General features: G+C 45.7%; 19 protein-coding genes. 7 read left to right on the top strand and 12 right to left on the bottom strand.

The genetic code is table 11. The features are described from left to right. The first annotated feature begins 35 nt into the window (after positions 1-35). Positions 36-512 carry a hypothetical protein gene (locus EKG38_RS12735; RefSeq protein WP_126520627.1) on the top strand — a complete coding sequence of 159 codons (477 nt, stop codon included), beginning with the start codon at positions 36-38 and terminating at the stop codon, positions 510-512. Between the two features lie 26 nt (positions 513-538). Next, positions 539-1,237 carry a DNA alkylation repair protein gene (locus EKG38_RS12730; RefSeq protein WP_126520626.1) on the top strand — a complete coding sequence of 233 codons (699 nt, stop codon included), beginning with the start codon at positions 539-541 and terminating at the stop codon, positions 1,235-1,237. 48 nt (positions 1,238-1,285) lie between these two features. On the opposite strand, the gene EKG38_RS12725 is transcribed toward EKG38_RS12730, so the two are convergent. From EKG38_RS12725 to EKG38_RS12720, 3 genes are read right to left on the bottom strand one after another with little or no spacing between them, the layout of a single operon-like run. After that, positions 1,286-2,008, bottom strand: coding sequence for a hypothetical protein (locus EKG38_RS12725; RefSeq protein WP_126520625.1), 723 nt, complete (start codon positions 2,006-2,008; stop codon positions 1,286-1,288). Continuing rightward, a complete protein-coding gene (locus tag EKG38_RS25350) occupies positions 2,005-2,130 on the bottom strand; it encodes a hypothetical protein (protein ID WP_281277000.1) in 126 nt (41 codons plus the stop codon). Before EKG38_RS25350 ends, EKG38_RS12725 begins: the two co-directional genes overlap by 4 nt. After that, positions 2,120-2,734, bottom strand: coding sequence for a sigma-70 family RNA polymerase sigma factor (locus tag EKG38_RS12720; RefSeq protein ID WP_126520624.1), 615 nt, complete (start codon positions 2,732-2,734; stop codon positions 2,120-2,122). Before EKG38_RS12720 ends, EKG38_RS25350 begins: the two co-directional genes overlap by 11 nt. A 486-nt stretch (positions 2,735-3,220) precedes the next feature. Between EKG38_RS12720 and dauA the strand changes: the two genes are divergently transcribed. Beyond that, positions 3,221-4,945: a C4-dicarboxylic acid transporter DauA gene (gene dauA, locus EKG38_RS12715; protein WP_126520623.1), complete on the top strand. Its 1,725-nt coding sequence runs from the start codon at positions 3,221-3,223 to the stop codon at positions 4,943-4,945. Positions 4,946-5,011: 66 nt separating this feature from the next. Here the strand turns inward: dauA and purE are convergent, their stop codons facing one another. Continuing rightward, complete coding sequence (gene purE / locus EKG38_RS12710) at positions 5,012-5,521, bottom strand: 5-(carboxyamino)imidazole ribonucleotide mutase (RefSeq protein ID WP_126520622.1); 510 nt, start codon at positions 5,519-5,521, stop codon at positions 5,012-5,014. 518 nt (positions 5,522-6,039) lie between these two features. On the opposite strand from purE, the gene EKG38_RS12705 reads away from it, so the two are divergent. Further along, positions 6,040-7,260 carry a sensor domain-containing diguanylate cyclase gene (locus EKG38_RS12705; protein ID WP_185826858.1) on the top strand — a complete coding sequence of 407 codons (1,221 nt, stop codon included), beginning with the start codon at positions 6,040-6,042 and terminating at the stop codon, positions 7,258-7,260. A gap of 141 nt (positions 7,261-7,401) precedes the next feature. Here EKG38_RS12705 and EKG38_RS12700 read toward each other — a convergent pair whose 3' ends face one another. The 5 genes from EKG38_RS12700 to EKG38_RS12680 form a co-directional block, all read right to left on the bottom strand. Next, positions 7,402-8,019 carry a transglycosylase SLT domain-containing protein gene (locus EKG38_RS12700; protein WP_126520620.1) on the bottom strand — a complete coding sequence of 206 codons (618 nt, stop codon included), beginning with the start codon at positions 8,017-8,019 and terminating at the stop codon, positions 7,402-7,404. Between the two features lie 206 nt (positions 8,020-8,225). Beyond that, positions 8,226-8,666: a hypothetical protein gene (locus tag EKG38_RS12695; protein WP_126520619.1), complete on the bottom strand. Its 441-nt coding sequence runs from the start codon at positions 8,664-8,666 to the stop codon at positions 8,226-8,228. Continuing rightward, positions 8,663-10,297: a glutamate--cysteine ligase gene (gshA, locus tag EKG38_RS12690; RefSeq protein WP_126520618.1), complete on the bottom strand. Its 1,635-nt coding sequence runs from the start codon at positions 10,295-10,297 to the stop codon at positions 8,663-8,665. The genes EKG38_RS12695 and gshA overlap by 4 nt, the downstream gene beginning before the upstream one ends. Positions 10,298-10,513: 216 nt before the next feature. Continuing rightward, positions 10,514-13,348 (bottom strand): M16 family metallopeptidase, encoded by a 2,835-nt coding sequence (locus EKG38_RS12685; protein WP_126520617.1) that lies wholly within the window; start codon positions 13,346-13,348, stop codon positions 10,514-10,516. A gap of 20 nt (positions 13,349-13,368) precedes the next feature. Then, the gene (locus tag EKG38_RS12680; RefSeq protein ID WP_126520616.1) at positions 13,369-13,791 is read right to left on the bottom strand and encodes a YqaA family protein; all 423 of its coding nucleotides are present in this window, start codon (positions 13,789-13,791) and stop codon (positions 13,369-13,371) included. 288 nt (positions 13,792-14,079) lie between these two features. On the opposite strand from EKG38_RS12680, the gene EKG38_RS12675 reads away from it, so the two are divergent. The 3 genes from EKG38_RS12675 (at position 14,080) to EKG38_RS12665 (ending at position 16,210) form a co-directional block, all read left to right on the top strand. Then, positions 14,080-15,363, top strand: coding sequence for a dicarboxylate/amino acid:cation symporter (locus EKG38_RS12675; protein WP_439332658.1), 1,284 nt, complete (start codon positions 14,080-14,082; stop codon positions 15,361-15,363). Positions 15,364-15,537: 174 nt separating this feature from the next. Then, a complete protein-coding gene (locus EKG38_RS12670; protein WP_126520615.1) occupies positions 15,538-15,723 on the top strand; it encodes a hypothetical protein in 186 nt (61 codons plus the stop codon). A gap of 151 nt (positions 15,724-15,874) precedes the next feature. Further along, on the top strand, positions 15,875-16,210 hold the full coding sequence (locus tag EKG38_RS12665; RefSeq protein WP_126520614.1) for a PBPRA1643 family SWIM/SEC-C metal-binding motif protein: 336 nt from the start codon (positions 15,875-15,877) through the stop codon (positions 16,208-16,210). Between the two features lie 61 nt (positions 16,211-16,271). Here EKG38_RS12665 and EKG38_RS12660 read toward each other — a convergent pair whose 3' ends face one another. The 3 genes from EKG38_RS12660 to oadA form a co-directional block, all read right to left on the bottom strand. After that, on the bottom strand, positions 16,272-16,457 hold the full coding sequence (locus EKG38_RS12660; protein ID WP_126520613.1) for a hypothetical protein: 186 nt from the start codon (positions 16,455-16,457) through the stop codon (positions 16,272-16,274). 418 nt (positions 16,458-16,875) lie between these two features. Next, complete coding sequence (locus EKG38_RS12655) at positions 16,876-18,006, bottom strand: sodium ion-translocating decarboxylase subunit beta (RefSeq protein ID WP_126520612.1); 1,131 nt, start codon at positions 18,004-18,006, stop codon at positions 16,876-16,878. An 8-nt stretch (positions 18,007-18,014) separates the two neighbouring features. Next, positions 18,015-19,829 carry a sodium-extruding oxaloacetate decarboxylase subunit alpha gene (gene oadA / locus EKG38_RS12650; protein WP_126520611.1) on the bottom strand — a complete coding sequence of 605 codons (1,815 nt, stop codon included), beginning with the start codon at positions 19,827-19,829 and terminating at the stop codon, positions 18,015-18,017. Positions 19,830-19,850: the final 21 nt, after the last annotated feature.

The following is a 19,850-nucleotide window of genomic DNA, read 5'->3' as shown; positions in this document are numbered from 1 at the left end:
CTCTGTAGACGGTAGCAGCAAAAGCGGACTCATAGATGGCACATAATGAGGAGGAGATGAGTAAATCCAGTTCAATATCTGAAGATATTGAGCTCTTTAGTGATGAGCAATCCACTTCGGTCAGGCAAGACCCTGTCATAAAAAAATTACTCGGTAAACTACCGGATGACATTGCAGACAGCTACTCAGAAAGACAACTTCAAGGGCTCAGGGTCGCCCTGGGCGATCGAACCTGGGGAAAACATTTCATCGACAGAAGGGGGACATTCGCCATCACCTTCGTACGTTGGCGATTTTATTATGTATTACTATTGGGAAAGAACCGAAGAGCCTACACGCGCCGGGAGAAGCATGCCTCATTACTGATGTTTATGGGGTTAATCTTGCTGTTTTTATGCATCAGTGTACTGCTTGGCTTATTGACTCTATATCTTCTCAAATCGGCTCTGGGCATAGATCTACTCGAGGGGACCTCGCTGGGTGTTTGGGATTGGTTTAGGGAGCTATGGTAAAATAGATTTAAGGGACTGTGATAAAAATGAATGCAGCTGAAATAACCGCTCACTTTTTGGAATTGGGTGATATCCATATTGCCCGCCACGCTCAGGGGTTCTTCAAAACCGCTCCAGGGGAGTATGGCGCCGGGGATAGATTTATAGGCATTAGGGTGCCTGTCATTCGGGCCAGAGTAAAGGCCCTGTCACCTCTCCCCCTCGACACTATTACTAAACTTATTCGCAGTGAGTTTCATGAGATCCGCCTCTTCGCCACATTAGCCTTAGTTGACAACTTTAACAGGGCCCATGAAACAGGCAGAGAGGAGATATACCAACTGTACCTGGCAAATCATGTATTTATCAATAATTGGGATATCGTAGACTGCTCGGCCCATAAAATTGTCGGCCCCTATCTGCTCAATCGCCCTAGGGAGACGCTATACAAACTCGCCGGGAATGGCACACTCTGGCAACGCCGCATTGCAGTTATCAGCTGCTTCACCTTTATCAGACATGATGACTTCGATGACATCATCAGGCTCAGTGAAAAGCTACTCACCGATCCTGAAGATCTTATACATAAAGCTGTGGGTTGGATGCTTAGAGAGGTAGGAAAGCGAGACAGAGCAAGGTTGGAGGCATTTTTAGACCAACATAATAAGCAGATGCCGAGAGTCATGCTCAGATATGCGATAGAGAAGTTTCCGACTGAGCTTCGCCACCATTATATGAAAAAGTAAAATGGCAGCTATCTGGCCGATAGCTGCCTTTTTCAGGTTAAAAATAGTCTAATGCTGTTTAAGTAATACCCGCAGCTCATTCCATATTTGATGCTGAGGATGACTAGGCTCCCCAAGCTGTGGATACTGCTTCTCTATCTTCAGAGCAAGCTTTTTAGCCTCATCCCACTGTTTGCTATCCACCAGCTGCACTAAATGATTCAATGCCTGCTTGGCACTAATCACGGCTTCACGTTGCGTCGAGCTCTTAATTAAGCTTGGCTGTTTCTCAAGGGTATCACTAAGCCGGTAAGCGGCTCCCTTCTGGCTCTGTGGCTCAGAAGCTTGCGAAGTGGTTCGCTGGGTAGCAGTGCCATTAACGTCAGAACTCTCCCCATCAGGCTTTACTGACATACCTCTTGGTGCTACGGCCTTTAGAGCCTGCTCCTCACCGGCCTGTCCGCCTTGAACTTCCACCGGCTCACTCATCTGCATCATCACAGGCATGGCATCATCACGCAGTACATCCTGAGGCACCTCAGGATTGAGGAGTAGCAAGGTCACAACCAACATCACCGAGGCCGCAGAAGATAGGGGCCAGCGATACTGACGCCAAAAGCTATGCTCCACTCTCACCACATTATCTTTCGGAGCATTATCAGTCGCTCGCTTCGCCATCGCGATGATCTTCTCATCGAGCTCTGGCCCGGGTTGCTCCTGCTTCATCTTTCGATACCATCGCTGAAGTTCAGGGTCGAATTGAGCTGGTTCATCAGTGTGTTCATCTTTCATTGTCGACCTCCTGCCATTTTATCATCGAGCGCTAGGCAAGGTTGCTCCGGCTTTACCCTTCGATACCATCGCTGAAGATCTGAGTCGAACTGAGCAGATTTATCTGTTTTATCATCTTTCATTGTCGACCTCCTGCCATTTATTCATAACACACTCTTTCAGTGCCTTATTTGCGTATCGAATACGACTCTTTGTCGCCTCGAGTGTAACCTCTACAATCTCGGCAATAGCCCCTGCGGTAAACCCCGCCTCCATGCTGAGTAAAAATGTCTCTTTTTGCACTGTGGGCAACAAGTCTATACACCGTTTAAGCAGCTTGGCTTTGATATCCTCCTCCAATGCACTATCGGGAGAGAATTGATCCGATGGCAGCTGGTTATCACACTCCAGCTCTTCACTGAATGCATCACTAAACAGATCGACCGGCTTCACCGCACGAACATGGTCGATCAGCAAATTATGTGCAATACGATATAACCAGGTCGTAAATTTGGCACTGGTTTCATAACTCGCAGCAGCCTTTATCACGCGGCCCCATGTTTCCTGATACAGGTCTTCGGCAAGTTGCTGATCGCCTGTTTGGCGAACGAAATACCGATACAGGCCACCCTTATGCTTCTGATACAGTGACTCAAAAGCCGATGGATCCCCTGCGGCATATTGCAACATCAAACGTTGATCCGCCTCAGCTTCTGTAGACTTATCCTGCTCTAACGCTTCTGCCACGCATTTCTCCAAGCTATCTTCAATTCAACTCGCCCGTCCATCCCGCAACATGCGAAGACGAACATAGATTCATTCTTGTTAGAAAGTTTGCCTTCCCGGCACAAGTTTGTCTATCTAATAGTATGAGTTAAAAAGAAGTTTACAGCTTGGTTTAGCCCGGTTTTAAAGCCAAGGATTATCGCCAAGATTTTAATACCGTTATAGCTATAAACGGCAGAGCATGAGGAAAGGGTTAAACGCATTATAAATATGCAAGTGGTATCCATCACATTTTCAAATCACGTTTTGTGCTACTTTTACCTGATACCAACAAAGTTTAATTCTCGCAATACTTACCAACATTATTTAGCAACAATACGTACCAAAGAATATGATTATCACCTGCATCACATAGCATGCGTTTCAACTGACACCTGCCCCTCCCATGGCAATAGGTGTTTATTGCTTTACCTACCCATCCCCTAACTTCACTCAAGGCGATTAAACGTGCCACACAGAGCCCATCTTTTCTCATTAACCCTCGGCCATGCGCTATATCATTCCTGTATCAAGAATGGCTACTGCTTTAAAAATCTCAAACAAGATATTCTTGCCGGTATATCGGTCGGGATCATTGCAATACCATTAGCGATGGCGCTCGCTATCGCAAGTGGGGTGCCTCCTCAATACGGTCTTTATACCGCCATTGTCGCAGGCTTTATCATCGCCCTGACCGGCGGTTCCCGATATAGCATTTCCGGCCCCACAGCTGCATTTGTTGTCCTGCTTTATCCCATAGCCCAGGAGTTTGGCTTAGCTGGACTGCTTATGGCTACGGTCATGTCAGGGGTGATCTTAGTGATGATGTCTCTGTTAAAGCTTGGCCGTCTCATTCAATATATCCCGGAGCCTGTAACACTTGGCTTTACAGGTGGTATCGGGGTGGTCATAGCAGTTTTGCAACTCAAAGATTTTTTTGGGCTTTCGAATACTAACCTACCCGAACATTTTGTCGATAAGGTAAATACCCTGATATTGGCCATGCCTTCGGCCGATGGCGCCAGTACTGTCGTTGCAATAGTCACCTTATTGGTCATGCTGATATGGCCGAGATTTAAGACGCAGATACCGTCACATCTCCCCGCAATCATGGTCGGTAGTTTACTGGCCTTAGCGTTAAACCATTATGGGGCGCAGATTGACACCATAGGAACACGTTTTCATTACGCATTAGCAGATGGTGGCACCGGCATGGGGATCCCCCCTTTTCTACCCACCTTCGAATTTCCCTGGTTACAAAATGGTGCAGATGGTTCCCCGCTAGGACTCAGCTGGAGCATGGTTCAGGCGCTCCTCCCCAGCGCGTTCGCCATCGCTATGCTCGGCGCAATTGAATCACTTTTATGTGCCGTGGTTTTAGATGGCATGACGGGTAAGCGCCATAGTGCAAACAGCGAGCTTCTTGGGCAGGGGATCGGCAACATAATCGCGCCCTTTTTTGGCGGGATCCCAGCAACTGCAGCCATAGCCAGAAGTGCCGCCAACGTAAAAGCGGGGGCCTATAGTCCGGTATCTGGCATCATTCACTCTCTGGTGCTCTTGATTGGCTTAATCTCACTGGCCAACATTCTGGCTTATCTGCCCATGCCGGCGATGGCTTCACTGCTCTTAGTCGTTGCCTGGAATATGAGTGAAGCTCCCAAGGCCCTGCATCTGCTCAAGTCTGCACCTCGCAGTGACATCATAGTCTTTCTCACTTGCTTCTCTCTCACGGTGATCTTTGACATGGTTATCGCCATCACCGTAGGGATAGTACTGGCAGCACTGCTATTTATGAAAGAGATAGCGGAGATGACAAGGCTTTACGATATCAGCCACAATAGACGATATATCGATAAGCCCATTAGGGATAATTGGCTGGTATTAAAAATTAACGGGCCACTATTTTTTGCCGCAGCCGACGCTATCTTTTCAGAGATAACCCTGCTCGCCAAACACAAGCGGACGGTCGTTCTCTATATGGATGGCGTATCGATTCTCGATGCGGGGGGGCTAGCGGCATTAAATAAACTGATAGGAAAATTAAAACAGACAAACACACATTTGGTTATTGCCGATCTACAATTTCAACCCATCAGAACACTGGCAAGAGCTAAGGTGCAACCTGTCGACGGCTTACTGTATTTTTATCCGACTTTAAGGGAAGCTCTAGATCGGCATTCCAATAATTAAAAATCGACAATAAAAAACGCCATCGAACCTAAGACCCGATGGCGCTACTTAATGATTTCAATCAGATTAAGCGTTAGCTAGCTTCTCTTGAAGTTTGGCATCTTTCGCCTGAACGGCTTCGGCCGATAATGCACGCTCCTCTTTAACCTTAAGCGCCAACTCATCATCAGCAACGGCAAGCATCTGCGCGGCTAAATAACCCGCATTTTTAGCACCGGCACTACCGATAGCCACGGTAGCAACAGGCACGCCGCCAGGCATCATCACTGTTGATAAAAGTGCATCATGACCCTGCAATGGACCACAATCGACAGGCACGCCGATAACCGGACGAGTCGTAATACCAGCAACGGCGCCCGCTAAATGAGCCGCGAGGCCAGCGGCACAGATAAAGACCTTACACCCACGCGCTTCTGCATCTGTAACGTATGCATGAGTCGCCGCTGGTGTACGGTGCGCTGATGTGACCTTAGCTTCAAAATGAATATTGAATGTTTTTAGCACATCTAGGGTAGCTTGCATGGTGGGTAGATCAGAATCAGATCCCATTAACACTGCAACAAATGGTTTGCTCATTTTTATTCCTTATGTAGGGTGTTACTTATATTTTTGGGCGCATTATATAGGTAAGCCACCTGCTAATGCGAGTTCCAAAGAGAACGAGTTCCAAGTCTTTAAGCCTGGTCTTTCTCAGTCTCTGCCAGCAAGTTGAGTGTCGTTCCCGGCAAAAGAACCAGAAATACCACTCTCTATTCACCCGCTTGAAGCTGCATATCTGGATGACTTAACAATATAAATAACGCCTAGAGTAAACGGCTCCCCCAAGCCAGGTCGTGATTATCGCCTAGCGCTTATTACACTGCAAATAACTTATTGATACAGATTTATAACCATTTAAATCAATAGTATTTATTATCTGGCATCACCAATGAGACTAAGCACACTTTTAAAACCCGCTTATTGACTTATTATCACCATAAAAGGTAAAAAAATTACTGACTTTCACTTACAATCAGACAATAAATTTTCCTAAGCGCCTATGCAAAGGCAATTTGAACAAAGTAAACAGGTTTACTATGGATAGAATAACCAAAGTGACAGAAAGAGACGGTCTAAAGAAGAGACAAATTGATAGCTTAGATCTCAAGTTTCACTTTGGTCTGCTCGGTGCACCACTATTACTCTTACTTGTCACTTGGCTGACATTTTTCAATTCAAGTTTTGATAGTGCTTTATTATTGAAACTGCTGTTGGTTTCCAGCATCTACACTTTGGGTTATAGCTTGAGTTACTACCTGCATCAGGGACGATTAAACCGTCTATGGCTGCACCTGCAACAGATAGTGCATATCAATAACACCACCTTTGAACTCGTTAACCTCTCCAGTCATTATAAAAATGAACAGGCATTCTTAGATGCCTTGCTGAAAAAAGCCGTTAGCAGCATTGAAGGCGCAGAGATGGGAAGTATCATCCGAGTCGATCCCGATAATCAGCAACTCCACTTCGAATCGGCGGTTGGCATCAATATCGAAAAAATACGACAAGTTAAATTTCATCTGGAGCAGTCTTTCGAATTCCGATTGACCGAAGGTCGCTGCGATAAAGTCGTCGTCATTGATAATATAGAGAATATTAATTCCCATAGTTCATTAACCGATGCAGAACAGGAACTCCTTCTGACCGCACCTGACTGCCCTATCCGCTCTACGCTTTCAAGCCCTATCCAGATTGATGGCAAGCTGTATGCGATGATTAATTTAGACAGTAGCGTGACTAAGGCTTTCGGTCACTATGACCGTAATCTTGTCAGCATCTTGACCCACGAAGCCGAGAATGCCATCGCCTTGTATCAAAAAACGCGTCAAATCCAGACGTTAGCTAACTACGATAGCCTCACCTCTCTCTACAACCGTCAACGCTTCGAAGAAAGGCTGGAACACTGGACCATTAAATCTCATTTTGGCTGTTTCCTGATACTGATAGATTTGGATAACTTAAAACAGATCAACGACAGTGGCGGTCATCAAGCCGGAGATAACGCCCTACGGTTACTGGCACGAGTGTTAAAGCGCCATTGGCATGAACATCAACTCGTCGCACGTTATGGGGGCGATGAATTTATTGCCATATGTCATGGGCCGTTAGAAAATATTATGGCCGATTTGGCCAAAATCCAGCAGGAACTGGATAGTGAAACGACAAAGGTTCACTTCAGCTTCGGAATCGCAGAATATCGAAACAACTGGCAACAGGCCTTTCGAACCGCAGATATAGGTATGTATGATCATAAGCGCAGTAAACAGTGCGCTTAGCGATGTTAGCCATACTCCAGCAGGTATAATACCAATCGGTATAAATATCGGTTTAGCCTAGCAGGCACTTTTTATAAGTAATAAAAAGCCCCGGTACATTCGGGGGCTTAATCTTAAAGAGCGGGCAATAACATAGAAACTCTAACCAAAGAACAAACGCCATAACCAGGATGAATCGAGATCTTCCTGACAAGTGCGATATTGAGCGGCATAACGTTTCGACCTATCGTCGACCTTTTTAGCCACTTTAACTAACCAGGCTTTCTGATTATAGGTCTTACGCTTGTACCCGCCCCAGCCTTCATGATAATTCAGGTACTGATTTCTGGCATCCCACTTAGACACCCCGTTGATCTTATGGGTTTTATAGATAAACCAGCCCATAAAATCCATGGCATCATCGAAATCACTTCGACTGGACCAGGAGTTCCCCGTCTCTTTGACATAATCATCCCATGTCATCGTCTTTGCCTGGGCATAACCATAGGCGTCACTGGCACGTCCTATCGGGATAAAGCCAAGGAAATACTCCATCGGAGGCGCGGCGTTATGTTTAAAAGAGCTCTCCTGATACATCATAGCCAGAGGGACGTGCACCGGTACTCCCCACTTCTCTTGAGTATTCTTGGCGGCTTTATACCAGGAGCGATTCTCTTTATAGATAGAACATAAATTTTCGGGTTCTTTAGGAGGAGAGGTGGCGCATCCCGAAAGAAACAGTGCTAAACAAGCCGAAATAAAAACCGAATACAATTTCATATGTGCGGAGACCAAAGAGCAAAATTATCAAAGTAATAGTTTCACATTGATAGAAAAAAGAAGCAATTATCGTATGTTAAAAACAGGGAGAATTGACACGGAATTTATTTAGAGAGAAAGATTCGACCAATAATACCAATCCCCCTCATAATAAAACCCACACAAAAACCACTAATAAAAAGTCTTCGCGCCAAACTGCAGTTTTATTACTCAGGTTGGGATAGCTCGCACTCATGGTACTCTTGAAGCCAGACCTCAGGTTGCCAATACCCGGTGTCATTGCCTCTATAGCGTTTATCCGTATTAAACTTTGCGCCTAAATGATAGCGCTGCTCAGCGTCAACGGTTACAGAGAGTACTTTAGGTGTTCTTGCGGCGAGCTTTACTTTCAGCGATGGCGAACTAATCAACTCAGCGAGGGTAAACTCATAGACTCCGGGAGAGAGCTGATAGTTAGGTTTAGAGATCACAGGCTTACCATTGAGATGGGTAACCACTACACGATAAAGGTCCTGATTAGCATCCGGCTCGAGATAACCCGAAACGATGCCACATTGCAGACTCTTATCGGGCTGTGAAGCACAGCCCGATAAAAGTACTAAGCTAGCTAGCAGGGCTAAAGCCCCCCTTGAGCATAAGCGGCTCATACTGAACTAACAACCTTTGAGGTTTCAAATGAAACGCTGTCATCATTAAAATAGTCGGCTAAATACTCTTCAAAGTCTTGAGTCGACTCTGACTCTATCTTTGCCTGTTGCTCTAAAGAACGACTTGCCGCTTGCTGATATTGCAACAACACCTCCTCAGGCAAGGAGTAACGACTCAGTATGTCGTGATACTCTTCGGCTAATTTTTTGACCCAACAACCATGATCGACCTGAGAGCTACTAAGTTCTTTCATGATCTGCCCTGAGATGGTTAAATCAGGATCGGTCACAGCACTTTGCCATCTGTCGAGTGCATCACTATAGTGATGCTCACCTTCATTATCGAGTAACGACGCAAGTTTTTTCAACTCATCGAACATCTCCCTCATCCAGGTTGAGAGTAGGACAGACTCACCATTTCGACTTAACTCAAGATCAGGCCTGCGACCTTCTAAAACCACTCGATTAAGGTTATTTGAAATTTCATTTTCTTGCACAGAATCGGATGTTGGCGATTCATTTAGCAGACAATACATTAAGAATAAGTCGAGAAACCGGATCTGTGATGCCTCGATACCCACCGGACTGTACGGGTTCACATCCAATGCCCTGACTTCGATATATTCGATACCGCCCCGCGCGAGTGCCTCTGAAGGCTTTTCATCATCTAAAGCTACACGCTTAGCACGGATAGGCGAGTAAAATTCATTTTCAATCTGGAGTACGTTGGCATTCAGTTGACGAAATTCGCCATCGACCTTAACGCCTATCTTCTCGAAGTTAGCTGACGGCATGTTTATCGCACCGTTCATCCCCTCCAGATACTGTTCGAGGGAGTCATAGCTGATGTCTAACTGCTCTTGCTCTTTATTCGTGTACCCGAGATCGCTCATTCTCAGTGAGGTGGCGTAAGGCAGGTATAATGTCCCCTTACCCATCTTCTCAAATTCGATGTCTGTCTTCTGATCTTTAATAAATGAGCCGCACAAGGCTGGAGAGGCACCAAACAGATAGGGTAACACCCAAACCATATGGCGGTAATTACGAATGAGTCCCAGATAAGACTCGGAGATAAAATCACTCTTAGAGACTTGAGTATCACTTAAATTGTAGAGCTTGTCCCACAAGGTATCTGACACAGAAAAATTAAAATGCACACCGGAAATAATCTGCATTTGAGCGCCATAACGATAGGTTAAACCTTTTCGGTATAAGCGTTTCATCTGACCCACATTTGACGAGCCATAATCAGCAATAGGAATCGCTGCCGTATCGCCCACATAACAAGGCATACTGACAGGCCAGAGGCGTTGACTATCTAAATTCTGGACGGTGAAGGCGTGAGTATAGGTCAGATCGTCGAGTAAACTATTTATATCACTGAAGACCGGAGTAATAAACTCGAGTAAAGATTCACTGTAATCTGTAGTGATCCTTGGGTGAGTTAATGCAGAGCCTAGCGCCTTAGGATGACCGTCTGTAGCAAGGTGTCCAGAGCTATTGATCCTCAATGCTTCGCGTTCAATTCCACGCTGCATTCCCTTTAGTGCATTACGCCCCTCAGAATCAGAGAGATGTCCAATCAGTTCATTGAAAGAGTTCAATATTTTTTTCTCTAGTTTCATCATCATTTACTTATACGAGTAAGACCAGCCCAGCCATTCATTACTTTCAGTAAAGCATTAAAGGCTCACATTCCTATTTAGCTAGTTAACTCTCTATTGAGTCATAAAGTAAAGCGGTATCAAAATATCTACGGCACAGAAGCAGTTACTCTTTCCTGTCATTGATAAATTTACAGATACCGCTACTTTTATATCTCTTAGATATATGGTCAATTTCGAATATTACAACTCTAAAGTTTTCACCGGATATCCAAGTGCTTTAATATCCGCCTCTATCGTCGTCTTATCGCCCACAATTAACACCACCATCTCATCGAGATCCAACTGTTCTTTGGCCAGATGGTTAAGCTCAGTTTTGGTCACACTCTGAGTGATCTCTGTCTGTTGCTCAGTAAAGTTAGCGTCGAGATGATAACGTTGAATAAGACGCAGGAAACCGGCTTTCTGATAAGGAGTCTCGTAATCGAGCGCTTTTCCTTGAGAAACCGAAGCCTTCATGAAAGCAAGTTCTTCGTCTGTGATCCCGGATTGACGGTATCCTTTAATCTCTTTGAAAAACTCAACAAGAGCCAGTGATGTTACATCGCTGCGAACATTAGCCTGGGCGACAAACACACCCAACTCGCTGCCACCGGAGAAATAACTTCTGGCACCATAAGTGTAACCTTTGTCTTCGCGCAGATTGAGGTTGATACGACTATTAAACGCCCCACCTAACGGATAATTCATCAGGTAAGATTTATAAAAGTCGCCTGTAGTGTCATAGGGTAACGCTCGCTTACCTATCTTGATGACAGACTGAGCGGCACCTGGCTTATCCAGAATGTAGATGGTGCCACCTGCCAACTCAGGCAGCTGAGTTAAGTCGGGTAACTGAGCCCCCTCTCCTTTCCAAGTAGAAAAGCGAGCTAACTTAGTTAAGATCTCAGATTCATTGAGATCACCAACGGCCACAACTTGAGCATTCCCTGCACTATATTGTTGCTGATAGAACGCCTTTACATCATCTAAGGTGAGAGACGAAACCGTCTCTAATGTGCCGCTACTGCTCACACCGAGTGGATTAGTATTACCGTAAAGTAAACCATCAAATGCGGTATTAGCCAGATAGCCCGGATCCGACATCATATGCTGCAAACTTTGAAGTTGTTGCTGCTTGAGTCGCTCGAAATCGGCCGCTTTAAATCCAGGTTCAAACAGACGCTCCCTCACGATATCTAAGGTTTCGTCTAAATGAGAAGTCAGACTCGTGACCTTAATGTAGCTTTGATAGGTACTTGCTCCAAAGCTAACACTACTGCCTAACATCTCTAAGGCCTGAGCCAGCGCTTCAGCACTTCTTTGCAGGCTCGATTCATTCAGCATAGAAGCCGTTAGCCCTGCTAAACCGGCCTTATCGACAGGAATGAGTCTATGGCCACCATTAAGGTAGATAACGAGTTCAACAGTTGGGGTCTCTTCACTCTCGGTTCCACTCACCTCAATGCCGTTCGCAAGTTGCCCGCTCCAAATCTCAGGAGATTTCAGTGCCACAGAGGCGCCAACCTTCGGCATTGTTGTGCGATCGAAAGATGAAGAGATCTGTTGATAATCGGTAACACCTTGCACAGCAACCTCAGACACATTTAATGCGGGTGCAATAAAGTTATCTTCATGGGCAATGAGCTGTCTTTGTCCCTCGGGAACCACACTCATAACAACCATAGGTTTATCTTTAATGTATCGGTTAAAGACCCGCATCACATCGGCTTTGGTTACGTTAGCGTAACGCTTCAAATCAGAGGAGATCATATCCGGATTGCCCGAAAAGGTCTGGTTGAATGCTAATGTCGACACTTTTCCAGACACACTCTGAAGACCGAATATGGTACTGGCCTCAAACTGAACCTTTACTTTCTGCAGATCATCATCGGTCACACCACGTTGCTCAAACTCACTGATCGACTCTCGCATCCTTTTTTCAAGATCCGCCAGCTGCCCCCCCTTAGCTGGATTTGCCAGAGCATACATAGAGAACTGACAAGCCAACTCCTGACATGGATGACTCACGCCAGCCTGAACGGCAAAACCGTCTTTAACTAAATTCTTATAAAACAGTGAAGTTTTTCCGCCACCCAGAATATTAGAGAGCAGATCCAGTGCAGCCTCATCCTGATGACGAGCATAAACGGTTGGGAAACCTATGCGTATCAGAGGAAGGTGTACCCTGTCCTCCAAAGAGATATAACGAGTTTTATCGAGTGTAACTAATGGTTTTTCGTCCGCAGTCACTGCCGGACCGCTTGGGATCTCACCAAAATATTGATTAACCCAAGCTAAGGTCTGCAGTTCATCGAAATCTCCGCCAATAGTCAGCGTCGCATTGTTCGGGCCATACCAACGTTGAAAGAAGTGCCTCACATCATCGACATCGGCACGTTCCAGATCTTCCGGCCAACCAATAACAGGCCAGGAGTATTGATGTCCCTGGGGATAGAACGCCTGATTAAACAGCTCACCCATTCGCCCGTAGGGTTGATTGTCGATTCGCTGCGCGCGTTCATTCTTTACCGTTTCGCGTTGTACTTCAAACTTCTTCTCTGTCAGGGCCGGCAGGAAAAATCCCATACGATCAGATTCAAGCCACAACATCTTTTCCAGCTGGTTACTGGGCACAGTTTCAAAGTAGTTGGTTCTGTCGGTGTTAGTCGTACCATTAAGGGTTCCACCCGCTTCGGTCACGGTTTTAAAATGCTGTTCGTCGCCGACATGTTCAGAGCCCTGGAACATCATGTGTTCAAAAAGGTGGGCAAAACCAGAACGTCCTTCGACCTCTCTGGCAGAACCGACATGATAAGTCACATCGACATGTACTAAGGGATCTGAGCTATCTTGGTGCAAGATAAGGGTTAATCCGTTGGACAATAGATATTTTTTGTAAGGAATGCCTACCTGTGACTCTTCAACTTTAACCGTTTCGAGTAATGTGACACCTGTAGGTAAACTTGATTGCGGTTGCTGGCCTGCACAGCCAACTAAAATCGCAGTGATTGCCGTAGCTAATATCCATTTTTTCAATTTATTACTCCTAATACCAATTACAACCAATGCAGCGCTAATGCTGCCACCAACAAGTAGCGAATACTCTTGCCTATTAATATCATCAGACTCGATTTCACCAGCGGAAGTTTCATCCATCCCGCTAATAAACACAAAAGGTCTCCAATGAGCGGCGCCCACGAGAGAAGCAGAGCCCAATAACCATACTTATGGATCAGACCTAGTGACCGTCGGTACTTCCCCTTAGCCATCGCCTCCGGACTGCGTGCAAAACGACCTAAGGTACCAAGATAATAGCTGGTTATCGCCCCTAAAGTATTCCCGATACTTGCCACTATGACTAAAGATAACCAGATGGAGCTATCATCATTCAATATAGCGACGAGTAAAACTTCTGATCCGCCTGGTAACAAGGTTGCAGCAAGAAAAGCTGCGCTAAACATCAACCATAACTCTGTCATTAAAGCTTACCTAATGAAAATTCGTAATTTTTTGTTTATCTATAACGCCAATAACGCTATGTTACCCAAGTGTTAACGGTTAAAGTTATTAAAACAAACTTAATTATCACAATAAGTTATAACGAAATCGGTTTGTTTTGCAAGATACTCTATCTATACAATGAAAACTTCGGATAATAACCTAACCCTAATTTAAGGGATGAGTTGGTCCTCAGCTTTTTAAACGGACAAAGATTACCGTTTAACTCTTTTTTGAATATTAAGAATAAAAATTAATTGGAATTTATAATGTGGCAGACCATTAAACAGATCCCCTTCTGGCAAAAAGTTCTCGCGGGCTTTATCTTAGGCGCGTTAACAGGCGTAATTTTTGGCGAATCGGCAACCGTCCTCAGACCTCTGGGTGATCTCTTTATCAGCGCCATAAAAATGCTGGTCGCCCCTTTAATCTTATGTGCCATCGTCGTCAGCATTACCTCCTTAGGCTCACAGGTTAACCTGAAACGTTTGAGCTTTAAAACTCTGGCCATGTTTATGTTTACCGGCACACTCGCCTCACTCATTGGCCTCACTGTTGGCTCCCTGATCGACATGGGCGGCTCAATGGAGCTGGTTGCGACTGAAGTACGTGAACGTGATGTTCCCGGCTTCGCTCAAGTATTGTTGAACATGATCCCCGTTAATCCTTTTGCCTCTCTGGCCGAAGGCAAGGTACTTCAGATCATCGTCTTTGCTGCCTTAATTGGTATCGCAATCAATAAAGTGGGTGAGAAAGCCGAGCCCCTGAAACGCGGTTTCGAGGCGGGGGCAGAGGTGATGTTTCAGTTAACCCGCATGGTATTACAATTGACCCCTATCGGCGTCTTCGGTTTGATGGCTTGGGTCGTCGGTGAGTATGGTTTATCCACGCTTTTACCATTAGGTAAGTTTATTGGTGCTATCTATCTGGCTGCACTGATACATATCGTTTTTGTTTACGGTGGCCTGGTAAAGTTTGCAGCGAAACTCAGCCCGGTTCAATTTTTCAGAAAAGCGATGCCGGCTCAGTTAGTGGCTTTCACTACCGCATCGAGTTTTGGCACTTTACCGGCCAGCACACGCTGTACCGAGTCTATGGGGGTGTCTAAGCAATATGGTTCTTTTGTTCTGCCACTAGGGGCCACGATGAATATGGACGGTTGTGGTGGTATCTACCCGGCAATCGCCGCCATCTTTATTGCGCAGATCTATGGCATACCACTCGATATGACAGACTATATGCTAATCGCCGTGACTGCGACGGTAGCATCGGTCGGCACCGCAGGCGTCCCAGGAAGCGCCATGGTCATGCTATCTGTGACTCTGGGGGTCGTCGGTTTACCTCTGGAAGGAATCGCATTTATCGCTGCCATCGACCGTATCATCGACATGATAAGAACCAGCACCAATGTCACCGGCGATATGATGACAGCGGTAGTGATCGGAAAATCAGAAGGCCAGCTCGATGAGCAGCAATTTTATGCCAATGATGACGCCATAGGTGAGGATGCTCCCGAAGCGCTATTAGCCAAATCTAAGCCGGTTTCAGAGTAAGTCATACTGGATTCGCTAGCTCCATGTCACACTATATAACAAGCCGCTAATGCGGCTTGTTTTGTTTTAGCTAATCGCTAATCAACTGTTCAAATTGAGTTATATACCGATTGGTATTAGTATTATACTTATTCTCCCAGTCCCAACACTCTGAGTACAAGGCAAAAATAAAGTATGGCAAAATTCTTCCTGTTCCCCATCATCTTATGCCTGTTCTGGACACTGTTTCTACATTTTAATGGCGTCCCTCTGAAGCAGGGCAAGAAGGGCTTTATCTACATTATTGCCATCAGCGTAACCATTATTCTCTCTCTTGGCCTCTTGTTGTGGATCACAGCCGAGCAAAATATACGAAGTTAATCCGCTCTAGCCCTTGCTTAATAAATTTGTATCAAAAAATACCTCAATAGATTTATTTTTATCGACATTTATAGTATAAGCACTCTAAATTTAGCGCGATCCCTATTATTAATACAAAGGGTATAAGCATTAAGCAGTTTTAGAAGGTCCCATGTCAGATAAATTTTTCTTTAAAGGGCGTCAAACCCCTAAGCCTAAACATGAAAGTTTTGGCTATAACACTAAACGAGTGGCTAAGCCGGGCACCAGTGATAACCCATTGACCTTAGTGGTCCAGTCAGTGGAGCGTCAAGCTGAAGTCGAGGCTATCTTGAGCCAACATAACTTATTGGCCAATATTGAGGTTAACGCAGAAGCAGAAGAGAACATCAGTGAATTAGATGGCTTACTCAATAAACCACAAACCACTCGTTTTGATAAAAAGCCCAACAGAAATGATCTTTGCCCTTGCGGCAGTGGGAAGAAATACAAGAAATGCTGTGGTTAAAACACAGATGTCACTGGTTTAGAGGTTTAAACCAGTGACATATCTACTCGATAAGTTGAGACTACATATTACTTGAGATAACGGTTAAGTGCTGCTCCAGTTCATCTTCGGTTGTAGGCAAGGTTTCCAATTCGAACGTCAGTGGGTCTCCACCGTTAAGCATAAACACCGAGCTTTCACCATGATCATAATGAAACCACTTCCCATTGATACATAGATCCGTATAGCAGTTCGGTAATAATTCCATATGTACACCTCTTAAATATGTTCGTAACGGTTCGGTTGAATCAAACTAAACGACGCCCCAAAATAGTGACGCACCTCTAAAAAATCCCAAACCAACAACAATAACCCGCAACCAAGAGTTGCATATGTGATATCGATCACCTTTATAAGACCTTAAATGGCTTAGAGAGACATTGATCTAAATCAAAGAGCCTAGAAATACCCAAACCAGACAAAAGTTGAAAACAGCGTTTATCACCAAATTCCGCATTAAAATCAACACAATTCAGGTAAAAAAAACGTAAAAAAAAGTCTCGCGATATTAATCTGCGAGACTTCAATAGATTGGAATTAAATCACTTAGGCCAGAGAACCTTGACCAGAGAACTTAGGTCACAGATTACGTGTGAGTAAGTCTTTCGATGTTATCTCTGAATCGCTTACCCCAATACAGCAATCAATACACCTGCCGCGACAGCCGAACCCAGCACACCGGCAACATTAGGTCCCATAGCATGCATCAACAAGAAGTTATGTTGATTTGACTCTAAACCTACCTTGTTCACGACCCTTGCAGCCATTGGAACCGCAGAGACACCTGCCGCACCAATTAATGGGTTGATCTTGCCCCCAGAGAGCTTACACATGAGTTTGGCCATTAACACCCCGGTGGCTGTACCGATTGCAAATGCTACGGCGCCAAGGAGTAAGATGCCTAATGTCTCGAGCTGTAAAAACTTATCCGCAGAGAGTTTTGATCCCACGGCTAAACCCAGGAAAATGGTCACTATGTTGATCAACTCATTTTGAGCCGTGTTAGACAGCCTGTCTACGACACCAGACTCACGCATCAAATTTCCCAGACAAAACATGCCCACCAGTGGTGTCGCTGCAGGCAAAAATAGAATCGTTAAACCCAGCACCATAAGCGGAAAGATGATCTTCTCTTTCTTACTCACTTCGCGCAGCTGCTCCATCTTTATCTGCCGTTCAGACTCTGTCGTTAGCAACTTCATGATTGGCGGCTGAATTAACGGAACCAATGCCATGTAGGAGTATGCCGCGACAGCAATGGCCCCCAAAAGATCAGGTGCAAGTTTTGAGGCCAAGAAAATAGCCGTAGGGCCATCGGCACCACCAATAATGGCGATAGCGCCGGCATCCTGCATCGAGAACTCGAAACCTGGGACAAAATTCAGGGCGATAGCACCGATTAATGTGGAAAAGATACCGAATTGGGCTGCGGCCCCCAGAAGCAACATCTTAGGGTTGGCTATCAGCGCACCGAAATCGGTCATCGCACCGACCCCCATGAAGATGAGCAACGGAAATACTCCCGTTTCAATCCCTACATGGTAGGCAAAATAGAGTAGCCCTCCCTCCTCCGTAAAGCCTCCATTGGGAATATTAGCTAAAATAGCACCAAACCCAATAGGCAGTAGAAGTAAGGGTTCGAAGCCTCTCACAATCGAAAGGTACAGAAGCAAGGCTCCGACTCCCATCATCAGTAGCTGCCCGGGGGTGAAATTTGCAATGCCTGACTCAGACCAAAATGCAATTAATCCTTCCATTTGGCCTCCTAAGCTATACCAAGCAATTGATTACCAACGGAGACAGAATCCCCCTCTTTTACCCATACTTTGCTGATGACACCATCAGCCTGGGCCCTGATTTCAGTTTCCATCTTCATCGCTTCTAAGATAATAACCACATCACCTTCGCGAACGGCATCGCCGGTTTGAACATTGACCTTAAATATATTGCCGGACAAGGGGGCATTCATCTCTAATTTGATTTCGCCCGCAGGCGCTTGAGACACAGCAGTACTGATTTGAGGTGCCACGAAAGGTACCACATTCTCACTGGGGGTGATTTGATTGATATCGCCACCGGGAGAGACCTGAACAACGAAACTTTGGCCCTGTACGTTTACCGTGTATGTCTCGGGTCCGCGCTCAGTACCCGAAGCCGTTACAGAACTCGCTGGCGCCTTAACTTGCGCCGCACACTCGGGCTTAGGCTCGAACATATCGGGGTCATTACGATTCTTGATGAACTTAAGGCCTACTTGCGGAAACAGCGCATAAGTCAACACGTCATCGGCTAACTCTTTAGCCAATGTAAGCCCTTCGCTGCGCGCCTTCTCAACAAGTTCGGCACTAAGATTTTCAAACTCGGGAGTCAACAGATCTGCGGGACGGCAGGTGATAGCCTCAGAACCATCTAAAACCTTGGCTTGAAGTGCTGCATTGACAGGCGCTGGTGTCGCACCATATTCTCCTTTAAGCACGCCTTCGGTCTCTTTAGTCAGCGACTTATAACGTTCTCCGGTCAACACATTAATCACAGCTTGGGTGCCTACAATCTGCGATGTGGGAGTAACCAATGGCAGGAAACCTAAATCTTCACGTACTCTTGGGATCTCCTCCAGTACTTGATCTAATTTATCACCAGCCCCTTGCTCTTTAAGCTGACTTTCCATGTTAGTTAACATGCCGCCTGGTACCTGAGCACGTAGAATACGGGAATCGATCCCCTTTAACTCACCTTCAAACTGAGCATACTTCTTTCGTACGACTCTAAAGTAAGCGGCTATCTCTTCGAGCAGAGCCATATCGTAACCTGTGGCTCTCTCTGTCCCTTCCATCATGGCAACTAAGGTCTCTGTTGCACTGTGTCCATAGGTCTGGCTCATCGGCGAAATAGCCGTGTCCAGCACGTCAATTCCAGCCTCAATGGCCTTTAGGTATGTCGCCGAACTTAAACCTGTCGTTGCATGACACTGCATTGAAACGAGCAGATCGGTCTGAGATTTAATCTGACTAATCATATCGAACGCATCATAGGGCTTAAGCAATCCCGCCATATCTTTAATGCATAATGAATGGCACCCCATATCTTCCAGACGTTTAGCCATGTCGATCCAGGTCTCGAGGGTATGCACCGGGCTGGTAGTATAGGAGATAGTGCCCTGCGCATGTGCGCCAACTTCAATAACGGACTTTACTGCGGTTTCAAGATTGCGAACATCGTTCATGGCATCGAAGATTCGAAAGACATCCACGCCGTTAATGTGCGCCCTTTCGACAAACTTATGTACCAGATCGTCTGCATAATGACGGTAACCAAGCAGATTTTGCCCACGAAGTAACATCTGCTGTGGCGTATTTGGCATCGCTTTCTTTAGCTCTCTGAGCCGCTCCCAAGGATCTTCACCCAAGTAGCGAATACAGGAGTCGAATGTAGCCCCGCCCCAAGACTCCAAAGACCAGAAACCGACTTTGTCTAACAGTGGTGCAATGGGGAGCATATCCTCGGTGCGAAGACGAGTGGCGAGGATTGATTGATGTGCATCTCGTAAGACGACATCAGTTAACGCAAGTGGCTTGCTCATAAAAACTCCCTACTAGTATTT

Origin of the sequence: Shewanella canadensis, from assembly GCF_003966225.1 — a bacterium.
Taxonomy (GTDB): Bacteria; Pseudomonadota; Gammaproteobacteria; order Enterobacterales; family Shewanellaceae; genus Shewanella; species Shewanella canadensis.
The sequence above is the reverse complement of the archived record's forward strand: the minus strand, read 5'-3'. Positions and strand labels throughout refer to the sequence as shown.